At 35.8% G+C, this 24,023-nt stretch carries 19 protein-coding genes; 16 read left to right on the top strand and 3 right to left on the bottom strand.

Annotated elements, in window-relative coordinates; all coding sequences use genetic code 11:
• The first annotated feature begins 125 nt into the window (after positions 1 to 125).
• The 10 genes from AC4MRQ_RS05230 to AC4MRQ_RS05185 all read left to right on the top strand — a co-directional run bounded on the left by AC4MRQ_RS05230 (position 126) and on the right by AC4MRQ_RS05185 (position 11,432).
• Complete coding sequence (locus AC4MRQ_RS05230; protein WP_491196600.1) at positions 126 to 809, top strand: ABC transporter ATP-binding protein; 684 nt, start codon at positions 126 to 128, stop codon at positions 807 to 809.
• A complete protein-coding gene (locus tag AC4MRQ_RS05225) occupies positions 809 to 3,229 on the top strand; it encodes an ABC transporter permease (protein ID WP_491196599.1) in 2,421 nt (806 codons plus the stop codon). Before AC4MRQ_RS05230 ends, AC4MRQ_RS05225 begins: the two co-directional genes overlap by 1 nt.
• Positions 3,230 to 3,397: 168 nt before the next feature.
• Positions 3,398 to 6,388 carry a protein translocase subunit SecDF gene (gene secDF / locus AC4MRQ_RS05220; RefSeq protein ID WP_491196598.1) on the top strand — a complete coding sequence of 997 codons (2,991 nt, stop codon included), beginning with the start codon at positions 3,398 to 3,400 and terminating at the stop codon, positions 6,386 to 6,388.
• Positions 6,389 to 6,490: 102 nt separating this feature from the next.
• A complete protein-coding gene (locus AC4MRQ_RS05215) occupies positions 6,491 to 6,874 on the top strand; it encodes a twin-arginine translocase TatA/TatE family subunit (protein ID WP_491196597.1) in 384 nt (127 codons plus the stop codon).
• A 14-nt stretch (positions 6,875 to 6,888) separates the two neighbouring features.
• Entirely contained in the window at positions 6,889 to 7,821 is a 933-nt protein-coding gene (locus tag AC4MRQ_RS05210; RefSeq protein ID WP_491196596.1) for a calcium/sodium antiporter, read from the top strand.
• A gap of 3 nt (positions 7,822 to 7,824) precedes the next feature.
• Positions 7,825 to 8,481, top strand: a complete 657-nt coding sequence (locus tag AC4MRQ_RS05205) for an ABC transporter ATP-binding protein (protein WP_491196595.1) — start codon at positions 7,825 to 7,827, stop codon at positions 8,479 to 8,481.
• A 2-nt stretch (positions 8,482 to 8,483) separates the two neighbouring features.
• Complete coding sequence (locus AC4MRQ_RS05200; protein WP_491196594.1) at positions 8,484 to 9,248, top strand: TIGR02757 family protein; 765 nt, start codon at positions 8,484 to 8,486, stop codon at positions 9,246 to 9,248.
• A 2-nt stretch (positions 9,249 to 9,250) separates the two neighbouring features.
• The gene (locus tag AC4MRQ_RS05195; RefSeq protein WP_491196593.1) at positions 9,251 to 9,970 is read left to right on the top strand and encodes a tRNA1(Val) (adenine(37)-N6)-methyltransferase; all 720 of its coding nucleotides are present in this window, start codon (positions 9,251 to 9,253) and stop codon (positions 9,968 to 9,970) included.
• Positions 9,971 to 10,129: 159 nt separating this feature from the next.
• A complete protein-coding gene (locus AC4MRQ_RS05190; RefSeq protein WP_491196592.1) occupies positions 10,130 to 10,705 on the top strand; it encodes an RNA polymerase sigma factor in 576 nt (191 codons plus the stop codon).
• Positions 10,695 to 11,432 carry a tetratricopeptide repeat protein gene (locus tag AC4MRQ_RS05185; protein WP_491196591.1) on the top strand — a complete coding sequence of 246 codons (738 nt, stop codon included), beginning with the start codon at positions 10,695 to 10,697 and terminating at the stop codon, positions 11,430 to 11,432. Before AC4MRQ_RS05190 ends, AC4MRQ_RS05185 begins: the two co-directional genes overlap by 11 nt.
• Here the strand turns inward: AC4MRQ_RS05185 and AC4MRQ_RS05180 are convergent.
• Entirely contained in the window at positions 11,429 to 14,659 is a 3,231-nt protein-coding gene (locus AC4MRQ_RS05180; protein WP_491196590.1) for a CHAT domain-containing protein, read from the bottom strand. The two genes, AC4MRQ_RS05185 and AC4MRQ_RS05180, sit on opposite strands and share 4 nt — an antisense overlap.
• Before the next feature lie 84 nt (positions 14,660 to 14,743).
• On the opposite strand from AC4MRQ_RS05180, the gene AC4MRQ_RS05175 reads away from it, so the two are divergent.
• The 5 genes from AC4MRQ_RS05175 (at position 14,744) to AC4MRQ_RS05155 (ending at position 20,939) form a co-directional block, all read left to right on the top strand.
• The gene (locus AC4MRQ_RS05175; RefSeq protein WP_491196589.1) at positions 14,744 to 14,881 is read left to right on the top strand and encodes a hypothetical protein; all 138 of its coding nucleotides are present in this window, start codon (positions 14,744 to 14,746) and stop codon (positions 14,879 to 14,881) included.
• A 747-nt stretch (positions 14,882 to 15,628) separates the two neighbouring features.
• Positions 15,629 to 16,606 carry an HlyD family secretion protein gene (locus AC4MRQ_RS05170; RefSeq protein WP_491196588.1) on the top strand — a complete coding sequence of 326 codons (978 nt, stop codon included), beginning with the start codon at positions 15,629 to 15,631 and terminating at the stop codon, positions 16,604 to 16,606.
• Between the two features lie 9 nt (positions 16,607 to 16,615).
• Positions 16,616 to 18,766, top strand: coding sequence for a peptidase domain-containing ABC transporter (locus AC4MRQ_RS05165; protein WP_491196587.1), 2,151 nt, complete (start codon positions 16,616 to 16,618; stop codon positions 18,764 to 18,766).
• A gap of 64 nt (positions 18,767 to 18,830) precedes the next feature.
• On the top strand, positions 18,831 to 20,168 hold the full coding sequence (locus AC4MRQ_RS05160; protein WP_491196586.1) for an MATE family efflux transporter: 1,338 nt from the start codon (positions 18,831 to 18,833) through the stop codon (positions 20,166 to 20,168).
• Between the two features lie 12 nt (positions 20,169 to 20,180).
• Positions 20,181 to 20,939 (top strand): 2-phosphosulfolactate phosphatase, encoded by a 759-nt coding sequence (locus AC4MRQ_RS05155; protein WP_491196585.1) that lies wholly within the window; start codon positions 20,181 to 20,183, stop codon positions 20,937 to 20,939.
• Between the two features lie 39 nt (positions 20,940 to 20,978).
• Here the strand turns inward: AC4MRQ_RS05155 and AC4MRQ_RS05150 are convergent, their stop codons facing one another.
• Positions 20,979 to 21,149 (bottom strand): hypothetical protein, encoded by a 171-nt coding sequence (locus AC4MRQ_RS05150; RefSeq protein ID WP_491196584.1) that lies wholly within the window; start codon positions 21,147 to 21,149, stop codon positions 20,979 to 20,981.
• A 317-nt stretch (positions 21,150 to 21,466) separates the two neighbouring features.
• Positions 21,467 to 22,507 carry a WD40/YVTN/BNR-like repeat-containing protein gene (locus AC4MRQ_RS05145; protein ID WP_491196583.1) on the bottom strand — a complete coding sequence of 347 codons (1,041 nt, stop codon included), beginning with the start codon at positions 22,505 to 22,507 and terminating at the stop codon, positions 21,467 to 21,469.
• 189 nt (positions 22,508 to 22,696) lie between these two features.
• Between AC4MRQ_RS05145 and AC4MRQ_RS05140 the strand changes: the two genes are divergently transcribed.
• Positions 22,697 to 24,023: sulfatase family protein (locus AC4MRQ_RS05140; protein ID WP_491196582.1), on the top strand; the 1,327-nt coding region annotated here is incomplete at its 3' end.

Here is a 24,023-nt window from a genome sequence, read left to right as displayed (position 1 = left end):
TGTGTGTGATTGGTTTATAACAAGTTGTACTTACCGTAGGGGAGATTTATTAAGTCATTATAAGTAAAAACAGATGTTCGGTTTCGTACAATGATGTTTCGAAACCGTACATAATCGAAATAGATATGATTCATGCCCGTAATTTGACTAAGACTGTTAGAAGTGGTGCAATTGAGACAACCATTCTGCAAAATGTCAACTTAGACATTGAGCAAGGGGAATATGTTGCAATCCTTGGTCCGTCTGGAAGTGGGAAAACTTCTTTAATCAATACAATTGGGTTGATTGAGCAACCTACCTCAGGGGAGTTATTTTTTATGGGGCATGAGGTAAGCCGTTTAAAGGAACGACAACGAAGCAATCTTCGACGTGGAGGTATTGGATTTATTTTTCAGAACTTTGGATTAATTGATGAATTGAATGTATACGAGAATATTGAATTACCTCTACAGTATTTAAAATATTCAAATAAATCAAGGCAAATTAAAGTCAATGAGGTCATTTCTAAATTGCAATTATCTCATTTGCGACAATATTTTCCAAAACAATTATCGTCATTACAAAAACAATTGGTTGCTATTGCCCGGACAGTTGTGATAAATCCTGACTTAATAATTGCTGATGAACCAACAGGTAATTTATCTTCATCGTGTGGAAGTAAAGTCATGGAGATATTATCGGGATTAAATGAAGAAGGATATACAATAATAATGGCTACACATTCTGCTATGGAGGCAGATCGTGGTCAACGAATTGTTCAACTTTTTGATGGACATATTATTACCGAAAAACTAACAAACAGATTGTAATGATGCTTAACCATCATATTAAGGTTGCTATTCGAAATATTCGTAAACAAGGAATATACGCCTTGCTGAATATTTTCGGACTGTCAGTAGGTTTAGTATTGGGATTGTTTGTTATCCTGCTTGTGCGAAACGAGCTAAGTTATGACACTTCCTTTTCTGACAGTCACCAAGTGTTTCGGATGGCTACAGAAGGTGTACTAGGTAATAACGTAATAAATAGTGCAACATCTCCAATGCCACTTGCTCACGTGTTGGATGAAATGGATGAGGTTGAAAGTGTAGTTCGATTCATTCCTGGAGCTAACAATGTTGTTCAGTATGACGATAAACTTTTTAATGAAAGTGGCTTTGTTTTTGGAGATGCTAACTTCTTTCAAATATTTGATTTAAATATTATAAATGGAGATACTTCTGTTTTACTAGACAAACCAAGGCAGGTTATCGTAGATCAGGAAGTTGCAGAAAAGTATTTTGGTAGCTCAAATCCTGTTGGGAAACACATCGAACGTGAGGGAATTAGTTATGAAGTTGTTGGGGTGTGTGAAAATTTACCTTCAGCTACTCATTTTAATTTCGACTTTGTAGCATCATTAAGTACAATTGATGAAATTTTGCTTAAAAAAGGAGATTCTGCCTATGTGAAAAATTGGAAGTCGGATTGGTTATACCTCAATTGTTATACATACATAAAGTTAAACCCTGAAACAAACCAACAAGATTTTATTAAAAAGGTAAATGATGCTAAAGATCTGTTACTAGCTCCACAAGTAAAAGAAGTAATGGAAACGGAACTTTCAACAGATAGTATCGAGTTATCTTTTTTTGCGCAGAATATTCGAAGTATCCACTTTGCATCACACTTAGACGGTGAATTGAAAGCAAATTCAAAACCAATATATGTCAAATTGTTTGTTTTTGTGGCCATTTTTGTGCTACTCACCACCTGCATTAATTTCATGAACTTAACAACGGCTAAGTTAAGAGTGAAATATAGAGAAGTTGGTTATCGGCAATTGGTTGGAGCAACACGACCACAACTAATATCTCAATTCTTAGTTGAGGCACTTGTTTATGGTTTAGGTGCTATGTTTATAGGAATGGTGCTATTGGAATTAGTATTGCCATTTTTAAATGCATTTTTTGAGCTGAATTTGCAGTTTAGTTTTATGAAAGGATGGATTGATTTCTTTGGTATATTATTGATCCTGCTGTTCATTGGCTTGTTAGCAGGGAGCTTTCCAGCCTTTTTCTTTTCAGGAAGAAAACCAGAAAAACTTATTTCAGGTATTTATAATATTGGGAAAACTGGATTTGTAATACGCGGATTACTTGTAACCAGTCAATTTGGTGTCGCCATGTTTTTAGCAGTTGTAGCTTCGGCAATGTGGTGGCAAATCAACTATGTAAAAACAAATGAACATGGTTTTGAAACTGATAATATTCTTGTTGTTGAGAGAGGTCATGCTGTTCGCAATAATTTAAGTGAATTTAAGAATGAAATTAAGTCAATTTCGGGAGTTAATCTTGTAAGCGCATGTAATAGTTTGCCAGGAGATGATTACTATCAAGGGACTTTTCGGCTGAGCAGTGGAAATGGAGAAAAAGTGATAATGCTTCCGATTAACTATGTGGATGAAGAATATTTTAAAGTTCTTGGATTGAAACTCAAACAAGGGCGATTTCTAAGTAGTGAACTTGGTGATAGCTTAGGGGTAAATCTTAATGTTGCTGCTGTAAATTACCTTGATCTTCGTAAACCACTTGATAAAGAAATTGAAGTATTTGGTAAAGATAAGTGGGTACTAAATACAGTAGGAGTAGTTAAGGATTTTCATTATGAGTCTTATTTTACAGAAGTTAAACCGCTCGCTTTAATTTTATTACCTGAAAAAATGCGGTTCGAATATATATTGATCAAATTAAGAAACGATGCCGCTGTTAATTTTGATGATATTCGGGAAGTATGGGATAAATACTCAGATGGAGCTCCCTTTGTTTATAACACATTAAATAACCGCGTAGATAGTTTATACGAAGAGGATGTTCGTATTGCAAAAATTATGTCGGTGTTTGCCTTTTTGTCACTTTTTGTGGCATTACTAGGCGTGATTGCACTGGTTGCTTTTATTATAGAATATAAGTCAGACGATATATCCATTAAAAATGTACTTGGAGCACCAAGACAGGCCGTCATGAAACAAGTATTTTCCATGTATGGAATATATGTGGTTGTTGGTGTTGTGATGGCTTCATTTCCGGCATTCTGGGCCATACAGGCTTGGGGAAATACCTACGCTTATTTTGATTTTATTGGAACAGGAACATTTTTCTTCTGGGGTTTTATCTTAGTTGCATTGTCCTTAGGTGTTACATTTATTCAGACTTTCAGGGGTGCCAACCTTCGTTCATTTTCTGTATAAGACAGTAATCTTTGTTGTGATTTATATTGTTCAACGATGGATTTATCTTGCTTTCATGCTCAATATCAATTAACACTTCTTTTTAAGGCGTCTATATGAAAAAATTCGATATATTTGCGCGACTAAGAAATGAACTTCGTCAAAACGAATTATAAAAATTATTAACAAATGCAGAACAAAGGAGCTATTAGACTTTTTGCCATTTTATTGGTATTAGTCAGCTTATATCAATTGATGTTTACATTCCAGACTCGTAGAGTGGAAAATGTGGCGAAAGAGATAGCAGGTGGCGATCCGGATAAAGAATTTGCCTACCTGGATTCAATAAAAAACGAGACGGTTTATAACTTTTTATGGGTGGCTCGTAAGTATACCTACCAAGAGTGTAAAGAGCGAGAAATAAATTTTGGCCTCGACTTAAAAGGAGGTATGAACCTGATTCTTGAGGTTAAAGTAGCTGATGTTGTTCGTGCCCTATCGAATTATAATACAGACGAGACTTTTGTAAAAGCTTTAAGAGCTGCAGAGGAGGCAGAAAAAAGTTCTTCTGAAGATTTCATCAAGTTATTTGGTGAGGAGTTTAGCAAGATTGATGCCAACGCTCAGTTAGCAACTATTTTCAATACTGTTGAGTTGAAAGAACGTGTACGTTATAACTCGACCAATGAAGAAGTTTTGAAAGTTATCAAGGAAGAGTCTGAAAGTGCTATTGATAATGCCTTTAATATTCTACGTTCACGTATTGACCGTTTTGGTGTGACACAACCAAATATTCAACGTTTAGAAAAGGCTGGTCGTGTTTTGGTTGAACTACCAGGTGTGACTGATCCACAACGTGTTCGTAAATTATTACAGGGTACTGCAAGTCTTGAATTCTGGGAAACATACGAGAACTCAGAGTTATTCCAATATCTTGTTCAAGCTGATGCTAAAGTGCGGGAAATGGAAGCTGCGAAAGCACCGGTTAGTGAACCAGAAACAGAAGAAGTTGTATCTGAAGAAACAGAAGAAGAAACGTCTTTAGTTGATCAATTAGCGGCTGAAGCAACGGGAGCTGATTCATTAGAAGTTGCTTCTGCTAAATCATTATTCACTTACTTGATGCCGTTACCTCAGCAACAGGGGCCTGTTGTCGGGATTGCTTTGTCAAGAGATACAGCTGAAGTTAATGACTATCTTTCAAATTCAACTGTTAGAAGTCTTTTCCCAAAAGATGTTCGTTTCAACTGGACGGTTAAACCAATCGATCAGGAATACATGTTGAATGTGGCAAAAAGCTATGGTAAGAGTGTTAATGAAAAAGAAACAGCATATCAACTTGTAGCTATTAAAGTTAGTACGCATGATGGTCGTGCTCCTTTAGAAGGAGACGTAATTACATCAGCTCGTAGCCAAACTAACCAACGAGGTCAATTTGAAGTTAGCATGAGTATGAATGCAGAAGGAGCTAAAACATGGTCACGCTTGACAGGTGCCAATGTTGGTCGTAGTATTGCCGTGGTTCTGGATGGATTTGTTTATAGTTTTCCAACAGTTAACCAAAAGATTGATGGAGGTCAAAGTCAGATTACAGGTAACTTTACACCGGAAGAATCTCAGGATTTAGCAAATATTCTTAAGTCAGGTAAATTACCTGCTCCAGCACGTATTGTTGAAGATACTGTGGTTGGTCCTTCACTTGGTCAGGAAGCAGTTGACAGTGGTTTAACTTCTTTCATTTGGGCATTTATTGTTGTATTAATTTACATGTTATTATATTACGGTATTCGTGCTGGTTGGGTTGCGGATTTCGCATTGGTAGCTAACATGTTTTTTATAATGGGTGTTTTAGCATCCTTTGGTGCTGTATTGACACTTCCTGGTATTGCCGGTATTGTCTTAACAATTGGTATGTCGGTTGATGCCAATGTACTTATCTATGAACGAATAAAAGAAGAATTGCGTTCCGGGAAAGGTATTCAATTGGCTATAAAAGATGGATATCGAAATGCATTCTCTGCAATTATTGATGCCAATGTTACAACATTCTTAACTGGTGTAATTTTATTCTTATTTGGAACAGGGCCTATTAAAGGTTTTGCTACCACTTTAATGATTGGTATTGCAACCTCTTTTTTCTCGGCCATTTTTATTACGCGTTTGATCTTTGAACAAATGCTAAGTAAGAATAAGACATTAGTTTTTGATACTAAGGTGACACGCAATTTATATAAGAACCTTCATGTGAAGTTCCTTGAAAAGAAAAACATGTTCTTCGTTATTTCAGGTATTTTCATTGTGTTGTCAATCGGTTCTCTTGGTGTTCGAGGTCTGAAGCAAGGTATTGACTTTACTGGTGGGCGTACTTTTGTTGTGCGTTTTGATGAGAAGGTTTCATCAGTGGACGTTCAGAAAGCACTTAGCGATGAGTTTGAAGGTGCACATGTTGAGGCAAAACAATTTGGTAATGAAGGAAACCAGGTGCGCATTGCAACTAACTTCATGATTGAAGAAAACTCTGAGGAGATTGATAATAGTGTAGAAGGAAAATTGTACAACGGGCTTAAGTCATTTATCAAGGGTAATGTTACTCAGGACGAATTCCTATCAGATTACCGCATGAGTTCTCAGAAGGTCGGCCCAACTATTGCAAGCGATATTAAGAAGAATGCAGGTCTGGCAATTGGGTTTAGTTTAATAGTAATCTTCCTCTATATCTTAATTCGTTTCCGTAATAAAGAATATGGATTTGGAGCTTTGGCAGCTTTGGTGCATGATGTATTAATTGTATTAGGTGTATTCTCATTAACCTATTCAATTATGCCATTCTCTATGGAGATTGATCAGTCATTTATAGCGGCAATCCTAACTGTGATTGGATACTCAATTAACGATACGGTAGTTGTATTTGACCGTATTCGTGAATACTTCAAGTTGTACCCTAAGCGCGCCAAAGATGAAGTTGTAGATGCAGCCCTTAACTCAACAGTGAGCCGTACTGTAAATACTTCATTAACCACTTTTGTAGTATTGTTAGTGATATTCCTTTTTGGAGGTGAAGTTATCCGTGGATTTGTATTTGCATTAATGGTGGGTGTACTGGTAGGTACTTACTCTTCATTGTTTATAGCAACTCCAGTCGCTTTCAATTTCATTAATAAGAAGGCAAAGAAGAAGTAATTCTAAATAATATAAGAAGTAAGCCCCATGGATTCTGCCATGGGGCTTTTCTTTTATAAAGATGATGCTATTTTATTATCTTTGAATCTGAAAAATAAAGATATGAGTACGATTCTGTTTATTTCCGGCGGAGAAGTTATAATTGTAATTTTGGTTGTATTGTTGTTATTTGGCGCCAAAAGCATCCCTGATGTAGCCAGAATGCTGGGGAAAGGAATGAATGAGTTCCGACGTGCTTCAGATGAAATTAAGCGCGAATTTAGAGCCAATACAAGTGATATTACAGATGTTGTTGAGGAAACGAAAAGTGAGCTTAATAGCGAGATAAAAGAAGTTAGTTCAGCTGTTGAAGAAGATACCTCGGGTATTGATCCATATAACTTAAATGATAATTCAACAGAAGATGATTTGGATTCTGGAAATAAAACTGACACTCCTCCACTCAAAGAAGACGGTTCCGTGTCACGTGAAGATTCAATCGATTAATATATAAAGTTTTTATGCCTCCAATTTTGTTTTTACTAGCCGGTTTTGTGCTATTGTTTTTTAGTGGTGACTGGCTCGTGAAATCGAGTGTGCAGTTAGCGCGTCACTTTAAAGTATCTACGCTTGTTATCGGTGTAACAGTTGTTGCCTTTGGTACCTCGGCACCCGAGTTATTGGTCAGCCTTCGCGCAGTGTTTGATGGAGCTGCAGATATCTCAGTTGGAAATGTTGTAGGCTCCAATATTGCCAATGTGGCCCTGGTTTTGGGGATGGTAGCAATTGTTTATCCGGTCAAAGTTAAAAAGAAAGGAGTTTGGTTTGATTGGCTCATAATGATGGCTGCAACTGTAGGATTGATAATAGCAAGTCAAAACCTGGAACTTAGCATTATTGAAGGATTAGTGTTTTTGATTTTACTGGGGTTATATATTGCCTGGTCAGTATATCATAGTCGCAGGCAGAGTAAGTCTCAAGATAAAATAGAGGAACCGAGCATGATGCTTTGGAAGGCTTTGCTTTTATTTTTATTGGCTGCAATAGGACTTTATTTTGGAGCCGATTGGCTGGTTGTTGGAGCGAAAGATATAGCTAAGAATTTAGGTGTAAGTGAACGGGTAATCGGCATCTCCGTTGTAGCAATTGGAACCAGTGTGCCTGAATTAGCAACATCATTAATGGCTGCCATAAAGAAAGAAACAGATATTTCAATTGGTAACATTATAGGTTCAAATATTTTTAATATATGGGCAGTCCTCGGTACAACCTCTTTTATTAAGCCAATTAATGTTAATGCATCTATGGTATCTATAGATTATTGGTGGATGTCAGCAATTTCAGTATTATTGTTTGTTGCTATACTGCCTTTATCAAAGGGGTTGGTAAGTCGTTGGAAAGGAGCTATCCTATTATTTATATATGTATTATATATTTACCTCTTATTCATTTAAAGTATGATTCATTGTCAACAAATACGGAAAAGTTATGGTAATCTTGAAGTTCTAAAGGGGATAAACCTGGATATTGAGGCGGGTGAAGTTGTTTCAATTGTTGGTGCCAGTGGTGCCGGCAAAACAACACTTTTACAAATATTAGGGACTTTAGATAAACCATCTTCTGGAGAAGTAGTTGTTGATGGAATCAACTTGAATAGTTTAAGTGGTAAAAATTTGTCGAAATTTCGAAATACGAAGATAGGGTTCGTCTTTCAGTTTCATCAACTATTGCCAGAGTTTACTGCCCTTGAAAACGCAATGCTGCCAGCTTTAATCTATGGTAAATCAAAGAATGAGGCGGAACATAATGCTAAAGAATTGCTGACTTTCTTAAGTTTAGATCATCGATTGGAGCACAAGCCTTCAGAATTGAGTGGTGGAGAAAAACAGCGAGTTGCAGTAGCACGGGCTTTAATCAATAAGCCATCAGTTATTTTTGCGGATGAACCATCAGGAAACCTGGATTCTCATAGTCAGGAAGAGCTGCAAAAACTATTCTTTGATCTTCGAAATGAATTTAATCAAACGTTTGTCATTGTCACTCATGACTATCATTTGGCTGAAATGTGCGATCGTATGATTGAGATTAAAGATGGGATGATCCATAATCCTTAGGTATGGAATTGCGTGAAATTAAAGCCTTTTTGGATGAGAAAGTAGAAAAATACAACCATTCTGCTTTTATTGAATCTGATCCAATTTCTATTCCACATCGCTTTTCTCGTAAAGAAGATATCGAAATAGCTGGTTTCTTGATTGCTACTATTGCATGGGGTCGACGAGACTTGATATTAAAAAGTGGAGAGTTCTTGATGCAATTGTTCGAATTTGAACCTTATGAATTCATTATAAATGCTTCTTCAAAGGAGTTGGATCGTTTTCAAGAATTTTATTATCGAACTTTTTCGTCTATTGATTGCGTTTATTTCATAAAGGCATTAAAAGAAATTTACACCCAATGTGGTGGGCTTGAATCGGTATTTATGAACAAGTATAACCGTGGAGATATCAAGCCTGCATTGATCCACTTCCGCGATGTTTTTCTAAGTTTTGCTGCACCAGATAGAACACATAAACACATAGCCAATATAGAAAAGGGAGCATCTGCAAAACGGTTAAACATGTACCTGCGATGGATGGTTCGAAATGATAATAAAGGTGTTGATTTTGGAATATGGAAGAAAATCTCACCTTCAGATCTTTTGTTGCCATTGGATGTGCATACAGGCAATGTTTCACGGCAATTAGGGTTGCTACATCGTAAGCAAAATGATCTTAAAGCGGTAGATGAATTAATGATTAACCTTAGGAAGTTTGATAGTAACGATCCTGTGAAGTATGACTTTGCTCTTTTTAGTTTAGGGGTAAATGAAAAGTTTTAATAATGCCCAATACCTATTTTCAGTTTAAGCAATTCATAATACATCAGGACAAAGCTGCCATGAAGGTTGGAACCGATGGCGTTTTACTTGGAGCTTGGGCATCCGTTGATAAATGTAGTCGAATACTTGATGCCGGTACCGGAACAGGCTTAATTGCAATAATGCTTGCTCAACGAACAGAAAATACGTTAATAGAAGCGATAGATGTTGATAAAAACGCAATAATTCAGGCTCAAGAAAATATTGCTTTATCACCATGGAGTGATAGGATTAAAGTTATAAAATCCGCAATTCAGGATTTTAATACTGAAGATCAAAAAGTTTTTGATCATGTGATTTCCAATCCACCTTTTTTTGCTAATTCATATAAAAATAAAGATATATCAAAAGCTATAGCTCGCCATACCGATACGCTTTCATATTCAGAATTAATTGTAGCAGCAAATAGATTGACAAGTGAAAAAGGTAGGTTATCTGTAATAATTCCATTTGACACTGAGGCAGATTTTTGTTATGTTGCAAGACAGGAAGGTTTTTTTCTGAAACGCATTTTACGAATAAGGCCAATTCCCAAACGATCATATATTCGTGTTTTAATTGAGTTGTCAAAGGAACCTGCTGATAGTATTGATGTTAATGAAATGATCATTGAAGATAAAGGAAGACATGGGTATTCTGACAGGTATATTGATTTGACAAAGGACTTTTATGTCAAAATGTAATATTTTTTAACGTAATAAATGTAACTTATTAAGTCATTCTTCAGTATGGGGAAATATGTGATGGATGCATTGTTTATTATCGTTTTGTTTTAGTAGTGGATTGAATTATAAAAGGATAGTAAAATATAATCACTATTTTAGTGTTGGAAAACAAAAGAGATGTTTAAAAGAAAGTATACAGATAGTGAGTTGTTAGATGCCGTTTACGAGAGAGATAGTAAACTGATAAAACACATTATGCAGTTAGTATGGAGTCAGGTGCGTACAATTGTTACTGATAATAATGGTACAAATGAAGATGCCATGCAAATCATGCAGGAAGCATTTATTGCCATCTATTCTAAAAAGGAGAAACCTATACTGGTAAGTACATTCAGTACTTATTTTATTTCCGTGTGCAAGAATCTTTGGCATTACGAACTTCGAAAAAGGAAAGTAAAACCAATTTATCAAATGTTGAATGATGAGATTCCTGAATTAGAAAGTGAAATTCAGGAAAAAGAACTTTTTGAAAAACGCAGACGTCTGTATTTAAAATATTATAATAAGATTCAGAAAGTTTGTCAGGAAGTTTTGCGTTTGGTTGCAATTGGGTTTACAAACGAACATATAACTACAGAACTTGCTTTTAGTTCTGTAGCATATACAAAGAATAGGAAATCGATGTGTAACAAAAAATTGCTGGAAATGATTAAATCAGATCCGGAATATAAGGAGTTGAAGTATGGATTATAATAAAAAAATACTACAGTTTTTTACCAACGAATTAGACTCAGAGCATCGCAATGAATTAAAGCTTGAAATGGCTAATAATGTTGGGGTTGAGGAAGACATGAAACTTCAGCAAGAAGTTCTTTATACTATTGCTAATCAAGAGGAAGACTATTCAGAATTTAAACAACAGTTACAGAATATTGGTGGCGAATTCTTAGAGGAAGAAGTTAATAAACAGTCGTCATTCAAAATGAATTACTGGCTGGCTGCTGCATCTGTAATTGTAGTTATTGGTCTTGGTAGTTATTTGGGATTATTGCAAGATAATCACTATTCTGGAAATCAGATGTTTGTTGAATACTATGCGCCTTATGGTTCTGATATGACAGTTCGTGGGGGTGAGCAATCTTCCATCTTTGATGTTGCCTTGGAAAAGTATCAGGCTGGAGACATGAATGGAGCAATAGCTTCGTTTAATGAAATAGCTGATGAGAATCAAGAGTTAGCTGGATTTTTCACTGGATTGTGTTATATGGAGCTTGGCGATATTCAAACAGCTAAGCAACAGCTTGTTGCCACGCAGGAAATAGCAATATTCTATGAGGAGCAGGTTAAATGGTATTTAGCACTTTGCCACCTTAAATTAGAAGAGTTTAAAGAAGCTGAGTTATTATTAACTCAAATTCAAACAGGAGGCAACAAATATGCTCAACAGGCTAAAGAGCTTTTGGAAAAGATAGATATCTAACGAGATTGTTTTCTATCGTAGTAGAATAGTAAGATAACAGACAATATCGCAAATGCCATGAGGTAGAAAAAAATACCTTTTGGCATTTTTTGTTTAATGGGCTGTGTATTACCTGCCAATACATAATTTGCCCAATAATAAGGGTGAGATTTTATTCCATCTGCAGCAGCAAGATAATTAAGTTTGCTTTTCTGCAAAGCCTTATTTTTACTTAATCCTGTACTTAGTTGTTTGTAGAAGAGTTCAGTAATTTCAGCACCACTAACATCATTAACTGGCCAAAGAGTCATTACTTGAGCGTCAGCTCCTGCAAAAGTAAAAGCTCTGGCAATACTTAATATGCCTTCTCCATTTTTCTTTAAACCTTTTCCTGTGCTGCACGAACTTAATACAATTAGAGGCGATTTAATATTGTAATTGTAAATCTCCGCTGCTTTAAAGCTACCTGAAATACTGTCTTGTGATGCAAAAACAATCTGTGAATTGAACGGTTGAATTTCATCGTTAAGAGAGTGCATTGCCAAATGAAGTACATCATTGTTTTGCATTGCTGAAATAAAGTTCGTTTTGTTGGCATTCTTTCCCTCAAAAATATTTGTTGAAAATGATTCTTCAATGGCATGGATTTCCTTTTGTGCTCCAGCTAATGGCACAAGAACAGTGTCAAGAAACTGCTTTGTATTTAAGTTAATTGAATCAATGGATGTTTGACCAGTATAATGTGGGGCAAAAGCTAAAACTTTATTAAAGGAAGCAGGACTCAACGATGACTTTGTTAACATAGCTGTATTGTACGAATAACTAATAACTTGTCGTTTAATAAGCCAGGGAAACTCTCTGAACCTGGGTTTATCAAACTTTGAATCTTTGGTTAATAAAGTTTCAAAAGGTAAATATGCTAACTCAGAATGTGGAACAATTATCAATTCTTTGCCATAGGTGAACGATTCGATATCTTTGAGCAAGGTACAATACAAATTATATGAGGCACTTGCGTACTTACGAGTATGATCAAGCTTATGTTGACCGATAAATGGGGTTGATATCTCTTTCAGAACAGATGATAAGTTCTCATCAAATATTTTGTCGAGAGGAATTATATCACATCTATGGTCTTTTTTAGAAATTGAAAACCTAAAAAGTTCAGTTTTAGTTTGGAAATAATCAACTATGATCTGATTTTTATTTAAACGCTTCTGAATTTCTTTGATACTAATAAAAGGTGCTTTAGTTTTATTTATCAGATAGTTAGGGTAATCATTTTTTATAACTGAATTTAAACTATCTATTTTAGCCATACTATGGCTCATCTTTTCACTTAAGTTAGCCATTAAGCTACTATCAGAATTTTGCGATAAAAGAGCATCGTTGTACCTTACTTCAAATCGGTCGTATTGCTCTTTATTATGACTTAGTGCATTTATTATTTCAATTGGAATTCCTGAATTTAATTTATATTGTTTCTCAGTGACTCCTTGTAACAAGGCATAAGATTTCCCTTTTTGAACAAATTCGAAAGCTTCATGAAGATATTTTTCTTTACCAGTTGCTTCATACAATGCTATTGTCACCTTAGTACTTTGTTGAGTAAATTCATGAAACAATTCCCCAGTAATTAATCGATCCCGATCATAGGTTTGTTTATTTCTTAAACTTTCTAGCGCGTTATCGGCTTCATATATGTATGATATGGCATGTTCCAGTAATTTGAAATCTCTTGATTCTTCATATTCTTTATAAAGGTTCTTTACCAAACTGATATTAACTTTACGGAATAAACTTCCAATTTGACTACCCTGAATACTTGACGATTGATCAATCAAGTGAGGATACTGCTCGCGCATGTTAGCATTGGTCTCAACCAGTAATTCTAGCGCTTTGTTTATTTGTTTAAGATGATAATAGCATTTAGCTTTTTCAAAGTTATTATTCCACTCATAGTAACTTGTATAATTACTATTGGCTTTCATGATCTGACTAATATTCTCAAGATGATGGAGACATTGAGCATATTGTTCCAACTCTAAGTAAGCAGCTGCAATGTTGTCTTCAATATTCCTGTTAAGCGGTAAGTTTAAAGTTTCGTAATATAAATGCTTGGCCGAATCAATGTAGGCGTACGCTAGGTCGTCTTCGTATGTTTTAGCCAAATAACGTCCCGCATACAAATAAGCATCAGCTAGTAGCTTCTGGTTTGTTTGTTTACATTCCTCTATATCTTTAAAAATGTAAAACCTCATCTTATCAAATTGCTGTAGATGAAAGTAGGTGTATGTTAAAGTGGCATTTGCAGATGATCTTATATATTGAGAATTCTTTGAAATGGTTGTATTTGAAAGAACTTTTGTAGCGTAGAAGATCGTTTTAGTGTAATTGTTTTGTTCATCGTAGTTGAAGCAAAGAAATAAATATAGTCTTGCCAAATCTAAGTTGTATATCAAGTCTTTTGTGTTATAGAAATGAATTAGCTTGTCAGCCAAATGTAAGGCCTTTGTTTCTTTTCCCATTTTTATTAGAAGATCAATATAGATTTGGTATAAAGAATGATTAATCTCGTTTATTTTCTTGTTGAAAGGTAACGCTAGTGCTTCCTGATATACATGATATGCTTCCTCAAATTGTTTATATTCTCTATAAAGGGTGGAGCCAAAAACTTCTACAGATAGATTATAGTTTTCAAAGTTGGTACTGCTAAGTAGAGTTTTCTTTTCTAGTTCAAAAGATTTGGTTAAGTATTTAAGGCGAAGTTCTTTTTTTTCCTCTTGTGAATAAATCACAGCAAGGTTATGATAGATTTTAGCTTTGACAGAATCAACTAAAAAAGATTGATCATTTTTCTTCAATAAATTATTGAAAACTCTTTTACCATGATCTGTCTTATCTACAGCTACTGAGAGTATTGCATTATAAAGCTGAATATAACTATTGAATAACGGGGCATTTTCTTTTTTACCTATTTCCTGAGTCCACAAATACGCGCCATTAATGTTGTTGGATAAAAGGTAAGAGCGGATTGTTTTATAAAGCAACCTATATTGTTCCTCATTTTTAGGTCGTTGTTCCTCTGATGATAAAATAATACTACCAATTTCTGCAGCCTCTGAGTATTTTTTCTCAAAATAACACTTCTTAAAATATATTATGTTACTGTTATTTTCTTGCGAATAACTTTTTTTTATTGGATTTAACATGCACGCTATCAGTGATATAAAAATAAATTTCTTCATTTTATAAAAAAAAAGTTTCAAAAAAGGTGTTACGTTTCCCGACTTCTGCAATTAACCTATAGAAACCATTAAAACAATAGCATCATGAAATCCCTAGTAAACACCCAAAAGCAGGAGCAATTTAAGAAGTTTATGGCAAAAGATTCATCTTTCTTAAAAAAGATAGTTGGAGGTGACGATAAGGATAAGGTAAACTACCCAAATGATAAGATTAAAATATAAATATCATTAATAAGATCTTACCAAGATGGGTTCGATAAAGAAATTAAAAATATATAAGATTATCCCGATTAGTAGAAGTCTGAACGCAGACTGTTTGTAGGCACAAAGAAGGTGAGGCGGTTTCCCTTATAGATTCCCGATTCTCACATTATCTCACCTCGTACCCCTCACCTTCTTTACCTTCAAATTTATAATCGCAAAACAGTAAAGAAACAATTTGGCACAGTACGAAGTACATAAAACAATTGCGCTGATAGACCTAGAAATCAGACGCAAAGAAACCGGTTCACCAATAGAGTTAGCCGGGCGTCTCTGTATGTCCGTACGTATGTTATATTTTTATATTGATATGATGTCATCATTGGGTGCTATAATTCGGTTTTCGACAGAGATTAATAGCTTTGAATATGAGGAGGACGGTTTTTTTCAAGATGGTATTCGTTGGATGGAATATCAAAAAGTTAAAGTGGCCAAGTAGACCTTGTATAAGCTTTAAATAGTGTTAATTGCTACTTCTATAAGAAAAATTGTTATTTTCGGGAAGTAGCTTTTTTTATTATGCCTCTCAAACCACTTAAACAATCTGAAAAGAAAACTAAATTTCATCACTACACAGCGTCAAATTATCGCGGATATAAACTTTATTGGTTTATTCTTATCTTCATTTTTATTGGGTTTGCATCTTTACCTTTTATTGAAGTCGACGTATCGGTACAAAGTAGAGGTGTCATTACCTCTATCAATAAAATGGCTCCAATAAACTCACCTTTAACGGCAAAAGTTATTCAAGTCAACATTCAGGAGAATGCTTTGGTTAAAAAAAACGATACTCTTGTGATATTACATCAACAAGGTATTGTTAATGAGGTGAATATTAAAGGTGACCAAATAGAGCTTCAGCAGAAGTATATTACCGATATAGATCTATTGCTAAAAAAAAGTGGACATGCTAAAGTTCAAACATTGTTATACACAAAAGAACAAGAGGAATTTAACAACTCGGTTAATAAGCATGTGCGGAAGATCAGGAAATTACATGTTGATTTTGATCGAACATCAACCTTATATAACGATGGAGTTTTGCCATTGTCAACTTTTCAGGAAGACTCGTTCAAACTGAATGAAGCTAAAGATGAGCTTGTAGCGTACAAAACATCAGTATATGCCCGATGGGAAAGTGAACGGAAAAATTACACTTTAGCAATTCATGATCTGAAAGGACAAATTGAGAATTTGAAGCAACAGCAAAGTCAATATGCAATTTTCGCTCCATTTACTGGAAGTATTATTGACTTTAAGGGCATTGCACCTGGAAATTTCTTAAATGAGAATCAGTTGATTGCGTATTTGTCGCCTCAAGAGGAGCTGATCGCTGAGTGCTATATAACACCAACCGATATTGGCTTTATAAAAAAGGGAATGCCTGTAAGGTTGCAAATTGATACTTACGACTATAATCAGTGGGGGTTATTGGATGCTCAGGTATTTGATGTTGCAGATGATGTAGCATTGGTGGGTGAAGAATACCGTTATCTGATAAGATGTAGATTAGAAAGTGATTATTTGACTTTAAACAATGGACTGAAGGGGCCTATGAAGAAAGGGATGAGCTTAACTGGTCGTTTTATAATCACTCAACGCACGTTGTTTCAATTATTATTTGACAAGGTAGACGATTGGTTGAATCCCAAAGTTGTTGCAGTTGGTAACAATATTGTGAAATAAAAGAATAGTATGAAGTTAGGTGTTCAACAATATAGTGCTAATGATTGCGGAGCTGCTTGTCTTACTTCAATTGCACGTTATTACCGATTACGTATTCCACTGTGGAATATCCGACAACAAGCAGGAACTCACAGAGGTGGGACTAGTGCCTATGGTTTGGTTCAAGCAGCTGAAAACATAGGTTTTGATGCTAAAGGTGTAGAGATCGAGTCGAAAGACTTGACAGAAATACCTTTGCCTGCTATTGCTTATTTAAAACAACCATCAGGTAATCATCATTTTGTGGTGGTATATAAAGTAGGGAAAAAGAATATTAAAGTGATGGACCCAATGTTAGGCAGAGTAATTAAAGTGCCTGTTGATGATTTCAAAAGTCATTGGACGGGGGTAGTTATTCTCTTAATTCCATCTGCTACTTTTAGTCGGGGGGATAAAACAACCAGTAATGTCAAGCGTTTCTGGAATGTAATTGCCCCACACAGGAGTATTTTTATGCAATCGGGAATCGGGGCATTAGCTTTCTCTTTACTTGGACTTTCAACCGCCTTTTATATTCAAAAGTTGACGGATTTTGTTCTGGTTGGTCATAACAGGAATCTATTGCACTTGATGGGGCTTATCATGATTACGATTTTTATCTGTCAGCTTATTATTGGAACATTACAATCCTGGTTTGTTCTCCGGGTAAGTCAGAGTATTGATACATCACTAATATCAGGTTATTTCAGGCATTTAATTAAATTACCGCAAAAGTTTTACGACGGTATTCGTATTGGTGAGTTGATTTCTAGAATCAATGACGCCGTTAAGATCAGGAATTTCGTCAATCAGGTGGCTGTTGAGTCAGTTGTAGATAGTTTAATCATTTTGATTGCATTTTTGGTGATGCTAATGTTTAACTGGAAATTGGCGTTACTATCATATGCAGTCATACCAGTTTATCTTGTATTGTTTTCCATTACGAATAGGTTAAATCGCAAACTTGAGAGAAGAAAGATGGAAGATACGGCTGAGCTGGAAATTCAGTTGGTTGAATCTTTAAGATCGGTAAAGACGATTAAGCAAATGGGCGCCGAAGAACATTTTGCCGGTTCAGTCGATCATCGTTTATTAAAAGTATTGGATAACGTATATCAATCGGGCAAGATTGATATTTTCTCAACATCATCACTGGAGTGGGTGAATCGTACGTTAACATTAGGCATTTTGTGGGCTGGTGCTGAGTTGGTTATTCAAACCGAATTATCTTCAGGTGAACTGATGTCATTCTTTGCTATATCTGCCTATTTTACCGGTCCTGTTGCCCGTCTGGCAGCTTTCAATAAAAATATTCATGGGGCTCTTATTGCCATGGATCGATTATTTGAACTGCTAGAGCTTGATCATGAGCATAAAAAAGAACAGACCTTAAGTATAAACCACTCCGATGTTGGTGATATTGTGTTTTCTAAAGTGAACTTTTCATATACCCTTGAACAAGATCTGTTTGTAGATTTTAATATGCAAATAAAAGCCAATACTATCTCTGTCTTGTTGGGTGAAAGTGGCTGTGGTAAATCAACTTTGGGAACGCTAATACAAGGCCTTTACAAGGTAAAAAGCGGTCAGGTAAAAATTGGAAAGGTTGATATTGCTAATGCCAATTTGTTTAATTTACGCAAGGTGGTAGGCATCGTGCCACAGGATATCGAGTTGTTTGCAGGTAATGTTATTGAGAATATTGCTCTTGGTGATCCCCAACCTGATACCAAACGAATACTGGATATTATTCATCAATTAAAGCTGGAAGAAACCATTGAACAAATGGCAGAAGGTTTATATACCTGGCTTGGTGAAAATGCCAACCAACTTTCAGGTGGTCAGCGCCAAAGATTAGCTATTGCCCGAGTACTTTATCTTAATCCTCAGATCTATATATTCGATGAAGCAACATCTTTTCTTGATGACCGCTCTGAAAAGGTAGTTAAGGATTTAATTTTAAAGCTTAAAAAAGAAGGTAAGACCATTATTATGGTTGCTCATCGAATGAGTGTGATTGATATTGCCGATGAGGTATTTGTTTTTGGTAAGGGAAATATCATTCAGTCAGGAACTGTTGCTAATTTAAAATCTGATAGAGAAGGGCGCTTTTATGAAATGTGGAAACATCATTTGGGATAAACAAATACCTGTTTTCAGCGTCATACTTTTAGCTACTTTTGTGATTCATTTTAAGTAGCAATCAATGACAAATAGTTACAAAGCGCATTATTGGCCGAATATTAAGTTGGCAACACCAGTTGTTTTGGCGCAAGCCGGACAAATGTTAGTTAATGTTGCTGATACAGTTATGGTAGGTCGTGTTGGTACCATTCCTTTGGCAGCAGCTTCCTTTGCCAACAGCATTTTTATTAATGTACTTGTGTTGGGAATTGGTATTTCTTATGCTATTACACCATTGGTTGGTAAGGCTTATGGAGCTAAACATAAAGATGAATGTGGCCATTGGTTTCAACAAGGAATGTATGCTAATGTAATAATTGGGATACTGCTTTCGGTTTTGGCTGGCAGCATAGTACTCTTAATGCCATTTATGGGGCAGGAAACCGCTGTTGTTGATGCCGCGATTCACTATTATATTCTGTTAGTTTTGTCTATTTTGCCTCTTCAGGTTTTCAATAGTTATAAGCAATTTGCTGAGGGACTCAGTAATACTAAAGTGGCTATGTTTATCACCATTGGTGGAAATGTTTTGAATATCCTGCTCAATTATATTTTCATCTATGGAAAGTTTGGAGCTCCGGCTTTAGGTTTAATTGGAGCTGGAATTGGTACTTTAACATCTCGTATTGCGATGGCAGTTGTTTTTTATTGGTTATCCAGGCAGTTGAGTTTGTTTAGGGAGTACAGGTCAAAACAGATTGAAGCCTTTTCAAAAAAAGCATTTTCCCGTATTTGGAAACTGGGTTTGCCCATCGGTCTGCAGTCGGTTATTGAAGTGTTCGCCTTTAGTTTAGGAAGTATCATGATGGGATGGATTAACGCCGTGAGCTTGGCAGCTCATCAAATTGTTCTGAGTATGGCGAGTGTGACCTATATGATGTCTTCGGGATTGGCTTCTGCTACAACAATCAAGTTGAGTATCTTCAGAGGGAAGAAGAATTATCCAGCCATAAAGCACAGTGCTTTTGCATCAATACACCTCGTATTGTTATTCATGACATCCATGGGAATTATCTTTCTATCACTCCGGTGTTGGCTGCCATCTTTGTTTGTAGAAGAAATGGATGTGATTGAAGTAGCTGCAGGTTTGATGTTGGTTGCTGGCCTATTTCAGATTTTTGATGGTGTTCAAGTGGTTGCATTAGGTATTCTCAGGGGGCTCGAAGATGTATTGATGCCGGTTATAGGTGCAGGAATTGCCTATTGGCTTATATCATTGCCTGTTGGATATGTTACGGCATTTGTTTTTAACATTGGACCAATTGGAATATGGATTGGTTACTTGACTGGATTGGCATCTGCTGGAATATTCTTGCTAACACGTTTTAGATTGTTGTACCGAACAAGGTATTGTTCTTAATCTGAGAAATGAATGAAAATTGATGTAGTTGCGACAGCTCAACAGGCTAATAACTCAATTGTTGAAAACAAAACAGTTGTGGTGATTGATGTTTTGAGAGCAACAACGGTGATGGTGAAGGTATTAAATAATGGAGCTAAAGGAATAATACCTGTTTTGTCACCAGATGAGGCTTTTAAGATTAAAAAAACTGAAACAAGCAATGTTGTGTTGGGTGGAGAGCGTAATGCTGATCTTATTGAAGGGTTTGACTATGGTAATTCTCCTCTATCTTATTCTGACGAGGTAATTAAGGATAAATTACTTGTGATGACGACCACTAACGGAACGTTAGCAATTAAAAATAGCTTATCGGCCAAAGAACTATTGATAGCAGCTTTTGTCAATGATAAAGCAGTTGTTGATGTTCTTAAAAGCAAGGAAGATATTGTACTGGTTTGTTCTGGCAATAACGGTTTATACACGCTTGAAGATGCTTTATGTGCTGGTAGGATTATTGCACTCTTAATTGATCAGAACCTTAACATTCAATTGTCTGATTTTGCTTTGTCGATTCATCAGTTGTATTTACATAGTCAAACTGATCTGATAAAAATGGCTGCGAAAGGGTACCATTATAATGTATTATCAAAAAAAGGCTATCATAAAGATTTGGAATACTGTTTTAATAGTGATCAATGCAAAAATGTACCAATTTGGAATGGTTCGATGTTGGTAAATTATGTAAGGGATTGGACAAAACAATCGGAGATAAAGCAAACTAGTAACTAATTACTTTATCTCCGACTTAATACTTTGGCCCTGATTTTTTTAATCAATCATTTTGTTGAGAATAACATGTGCTGCAGTACCTCCAATCAATAAAAGAGCAGCAAAAATTAATGGTGTATTACTTGCCGGGGTATCGATTGAATAAATTCCCAAAACAACAACTCCCAAAATGATAAGGATAATTCCGAAATTCTTTAAAAATGTATTCATGGTGATTCTTTTTAGGTTCACACAATATACAAACTATAAACAGATTAGCAAAGATCAACCTATCTTTGAATTTGTTAATTGCTGCATGAAACGTAAGTTTTAGTTTAAGTCCACGCAACCCATCTGAATGTTGAGCGTCTTTTATTTGCACCCTTTAAGGAGTTATGCTTTGGGGTGATTTGGTTAGAAAGATGATTTACGAACGTTATTACTACGTAAGAAGCCTGATGCAATAGTTGTGATTTGAACTTGCTTAACGCAAAAAGTTCATGACTAATAGTTCCCACTCTCAGCATCAGGCTTTTTTACGGCATACATCATTCAATAATAATCGTAACTAGAGTTACTCTACCATCAGAACCGGCGACATAGCCTTTAAATTGACCTGGTATCGGCCGGATGGTATAATATCCCTTTGTCCCACCAGTCTTCCAGTTAATACCATTATCAGTCGAATAATCAAAACCTGTTTTACCAATCGCAACAGCTATTGTGTCATTATTATTTGAAAAATATTGAACACAGGAACGAAAACCAGAAGGCATGGTCTGTGCCAGCTGCCATGTTGTTCCACCATCATTTGTATAGCATGCAATTCTATCATTCTGCTCTGGGAATTGATAGTTTCCACCGACGATCAGACCATTATTGTGGTTTTTGAAGCAAATAGAGTAAATACCATCGGCTTTTTGATTGCTTTTAAAAGGGGTATTTGCAACTTGCCAGTGTTGACCATTATCTTTTGTGTAAAATACCCTTACTGTTGAACCTCCGCAGGCTATCCAGGCATGACTTGGTTCGATGTATTCGATGCAGGTGTTTGAAGCAGCAAAATTGCTTTCTCCGTCCAAAGCATTCGGAAGAGTAGAGCATCTCTGCCAACTTTTTCCCTTATCCTGTGATTGAATGACGAAGAATTGATCATCGACAGGGTCGGAAACGGCCATGCCATCCATCTTGTTGCTAAACTTTAAAGAATTAAAAAATAATCCGGGAGCTGAAAGGGAATCCGCCCGTTGCCAGGAAGAACCACCATCGTTAGTGGAATAGATAATGGCAGGATTGTTAATACCTAACACGAAGGCATGTTTGGAATCAAAAGCATGAATACTCCGGAAATCATTATCAGATTCACTGTCAATGGTGCAATCAATCCAATTTTTTCCACCATCTTCAGTTCGAAACACTGATCCTTCTGAACCCGACAGCCAGATGTTGTTTTCATCAATAACATGCAGTCCGCGTATCGAAGCTTTGGTTTGGATTTCTATCGGCTTAAACTGAAATGAGATACTTTCCGACTTTTTACAGGCAACAAAGAATGTTAATGAACTTATTGCAAGAATGATGTATTTCATAATTATAGGTTTGAGGAATGATTGGCAAATCTATAAATCTTTACATGATTAAAGTGATTAGTGGTTAAATAATATGCATCCTCAGTTCAAAACATATTCCACCTATAATCTATGGAAATAGTTATATCTTTTGCACTATACACCTGATTCTGATGAATTAATTGTAGTTTCAGGCATAAATTTTAAAATATGAAACAAAGAATATATACAGCTTTTTGTCTTTTTGCCATTTGTATAACCCTTGTTAGTTCACAAAATAAGGTAAACAAAACTCCGAATATTGTGCTGATAATGGCCGATGATGTTGGTTGGGAGTGTTTTAGTTGTTATGGAGCCGATGATTATAATACACCAAATATTGATCGATTGGCTGAGGAAGGAGTGAAGTTTAATCATTGTTATTCGACTCCTTTATGCACGCCTTCACGTGTAGAGTTGATGACAGGAAAATACAGCTTTCGTAATTACACCTACTTTGGATATCTAGATCCTAACGAAAAGACAATAGGCAATTTGATGCAGGAAGCGGGTTATAAAACGGCCGTAGCAGGTAAATGGCAGTTAAATGGATTGTATCACGAAGCTGAGGGGGGCGATGATAATACAAGACCATATAAAGCGGGCTTTGATGAATATTGTTTATGGCAATTAACTCGTGGTGCACGAGGTGAAAATGGAAGCGAACGTTTTTGGAGTCCACTCCTTGAATGCAACGGAAAAGTCCTTTCAAAAGAAGATAATGATCAAAAGTATGGGCCGAACATTATGTCTGATTTTGTTTGTGATTTTATCGAGCGGCATTCCGATTCACCTTTCTTTGTTTATTACCCAAGTGTATTAGTTCATGATCCTTTTGTGCCAACGCCAGATAATATTGGTAATCGTAGCAGGTCTCATCAGGCTAATGTTGAGCCAAAAGATTATGAATCTAAAAAAGAGAATTTTGTGGCTATGGTTGCTTATCTGGATAAGATCATAGGTAAGATCGTTGATAAACTGGATGAAGTGGGGCAATTGGAGAATACCATTATACTATTTACAGCTGATAACGGGACACATCGAAAGATCAGATCAACGTGGAACGGACAAACAATAAAAGGCGGGAAAGGTTATACGACCGATATGGGAACACATGTTCCGTTAATTGTTAGTTGGAAAGGAAGAAGCCCCAAAGGTGAAGCTAATAATGATTTAATCGATTTCTCAGACTTTTATGCCACACTTGGCGAGGCTGCCAAAATAAAGATTGATGGTCAGCCGGACAGTAGAAGTTTTTATCCACAAATAATAGGAGAGAAGGCCCATCCAAGAGATTGGCAGTTTCTGCATTATCAACCTTATTGGGGTAATTTCGAAGGGGATCAGTATATCCGAAACCAACAATATAAGCTCTATCGATCAGGTCGTTTTTATAATATTTTGAATGATATGCGCGAAGAATCTAATATCATTGATGATCTAAATAAACAGGATAAAAAAGTCTATAAAAAATTAACTAAAGTCCTTAATGAAATGC

It is taken from the genome of Carboxylicivirga sp. (genome assembly GCF_982718395.1).
The sequence above is the reverse complement of the archived record's forward strand: the minus strand, read 5'-3'. Positions and strand labels throughout refer to the sequence as shown.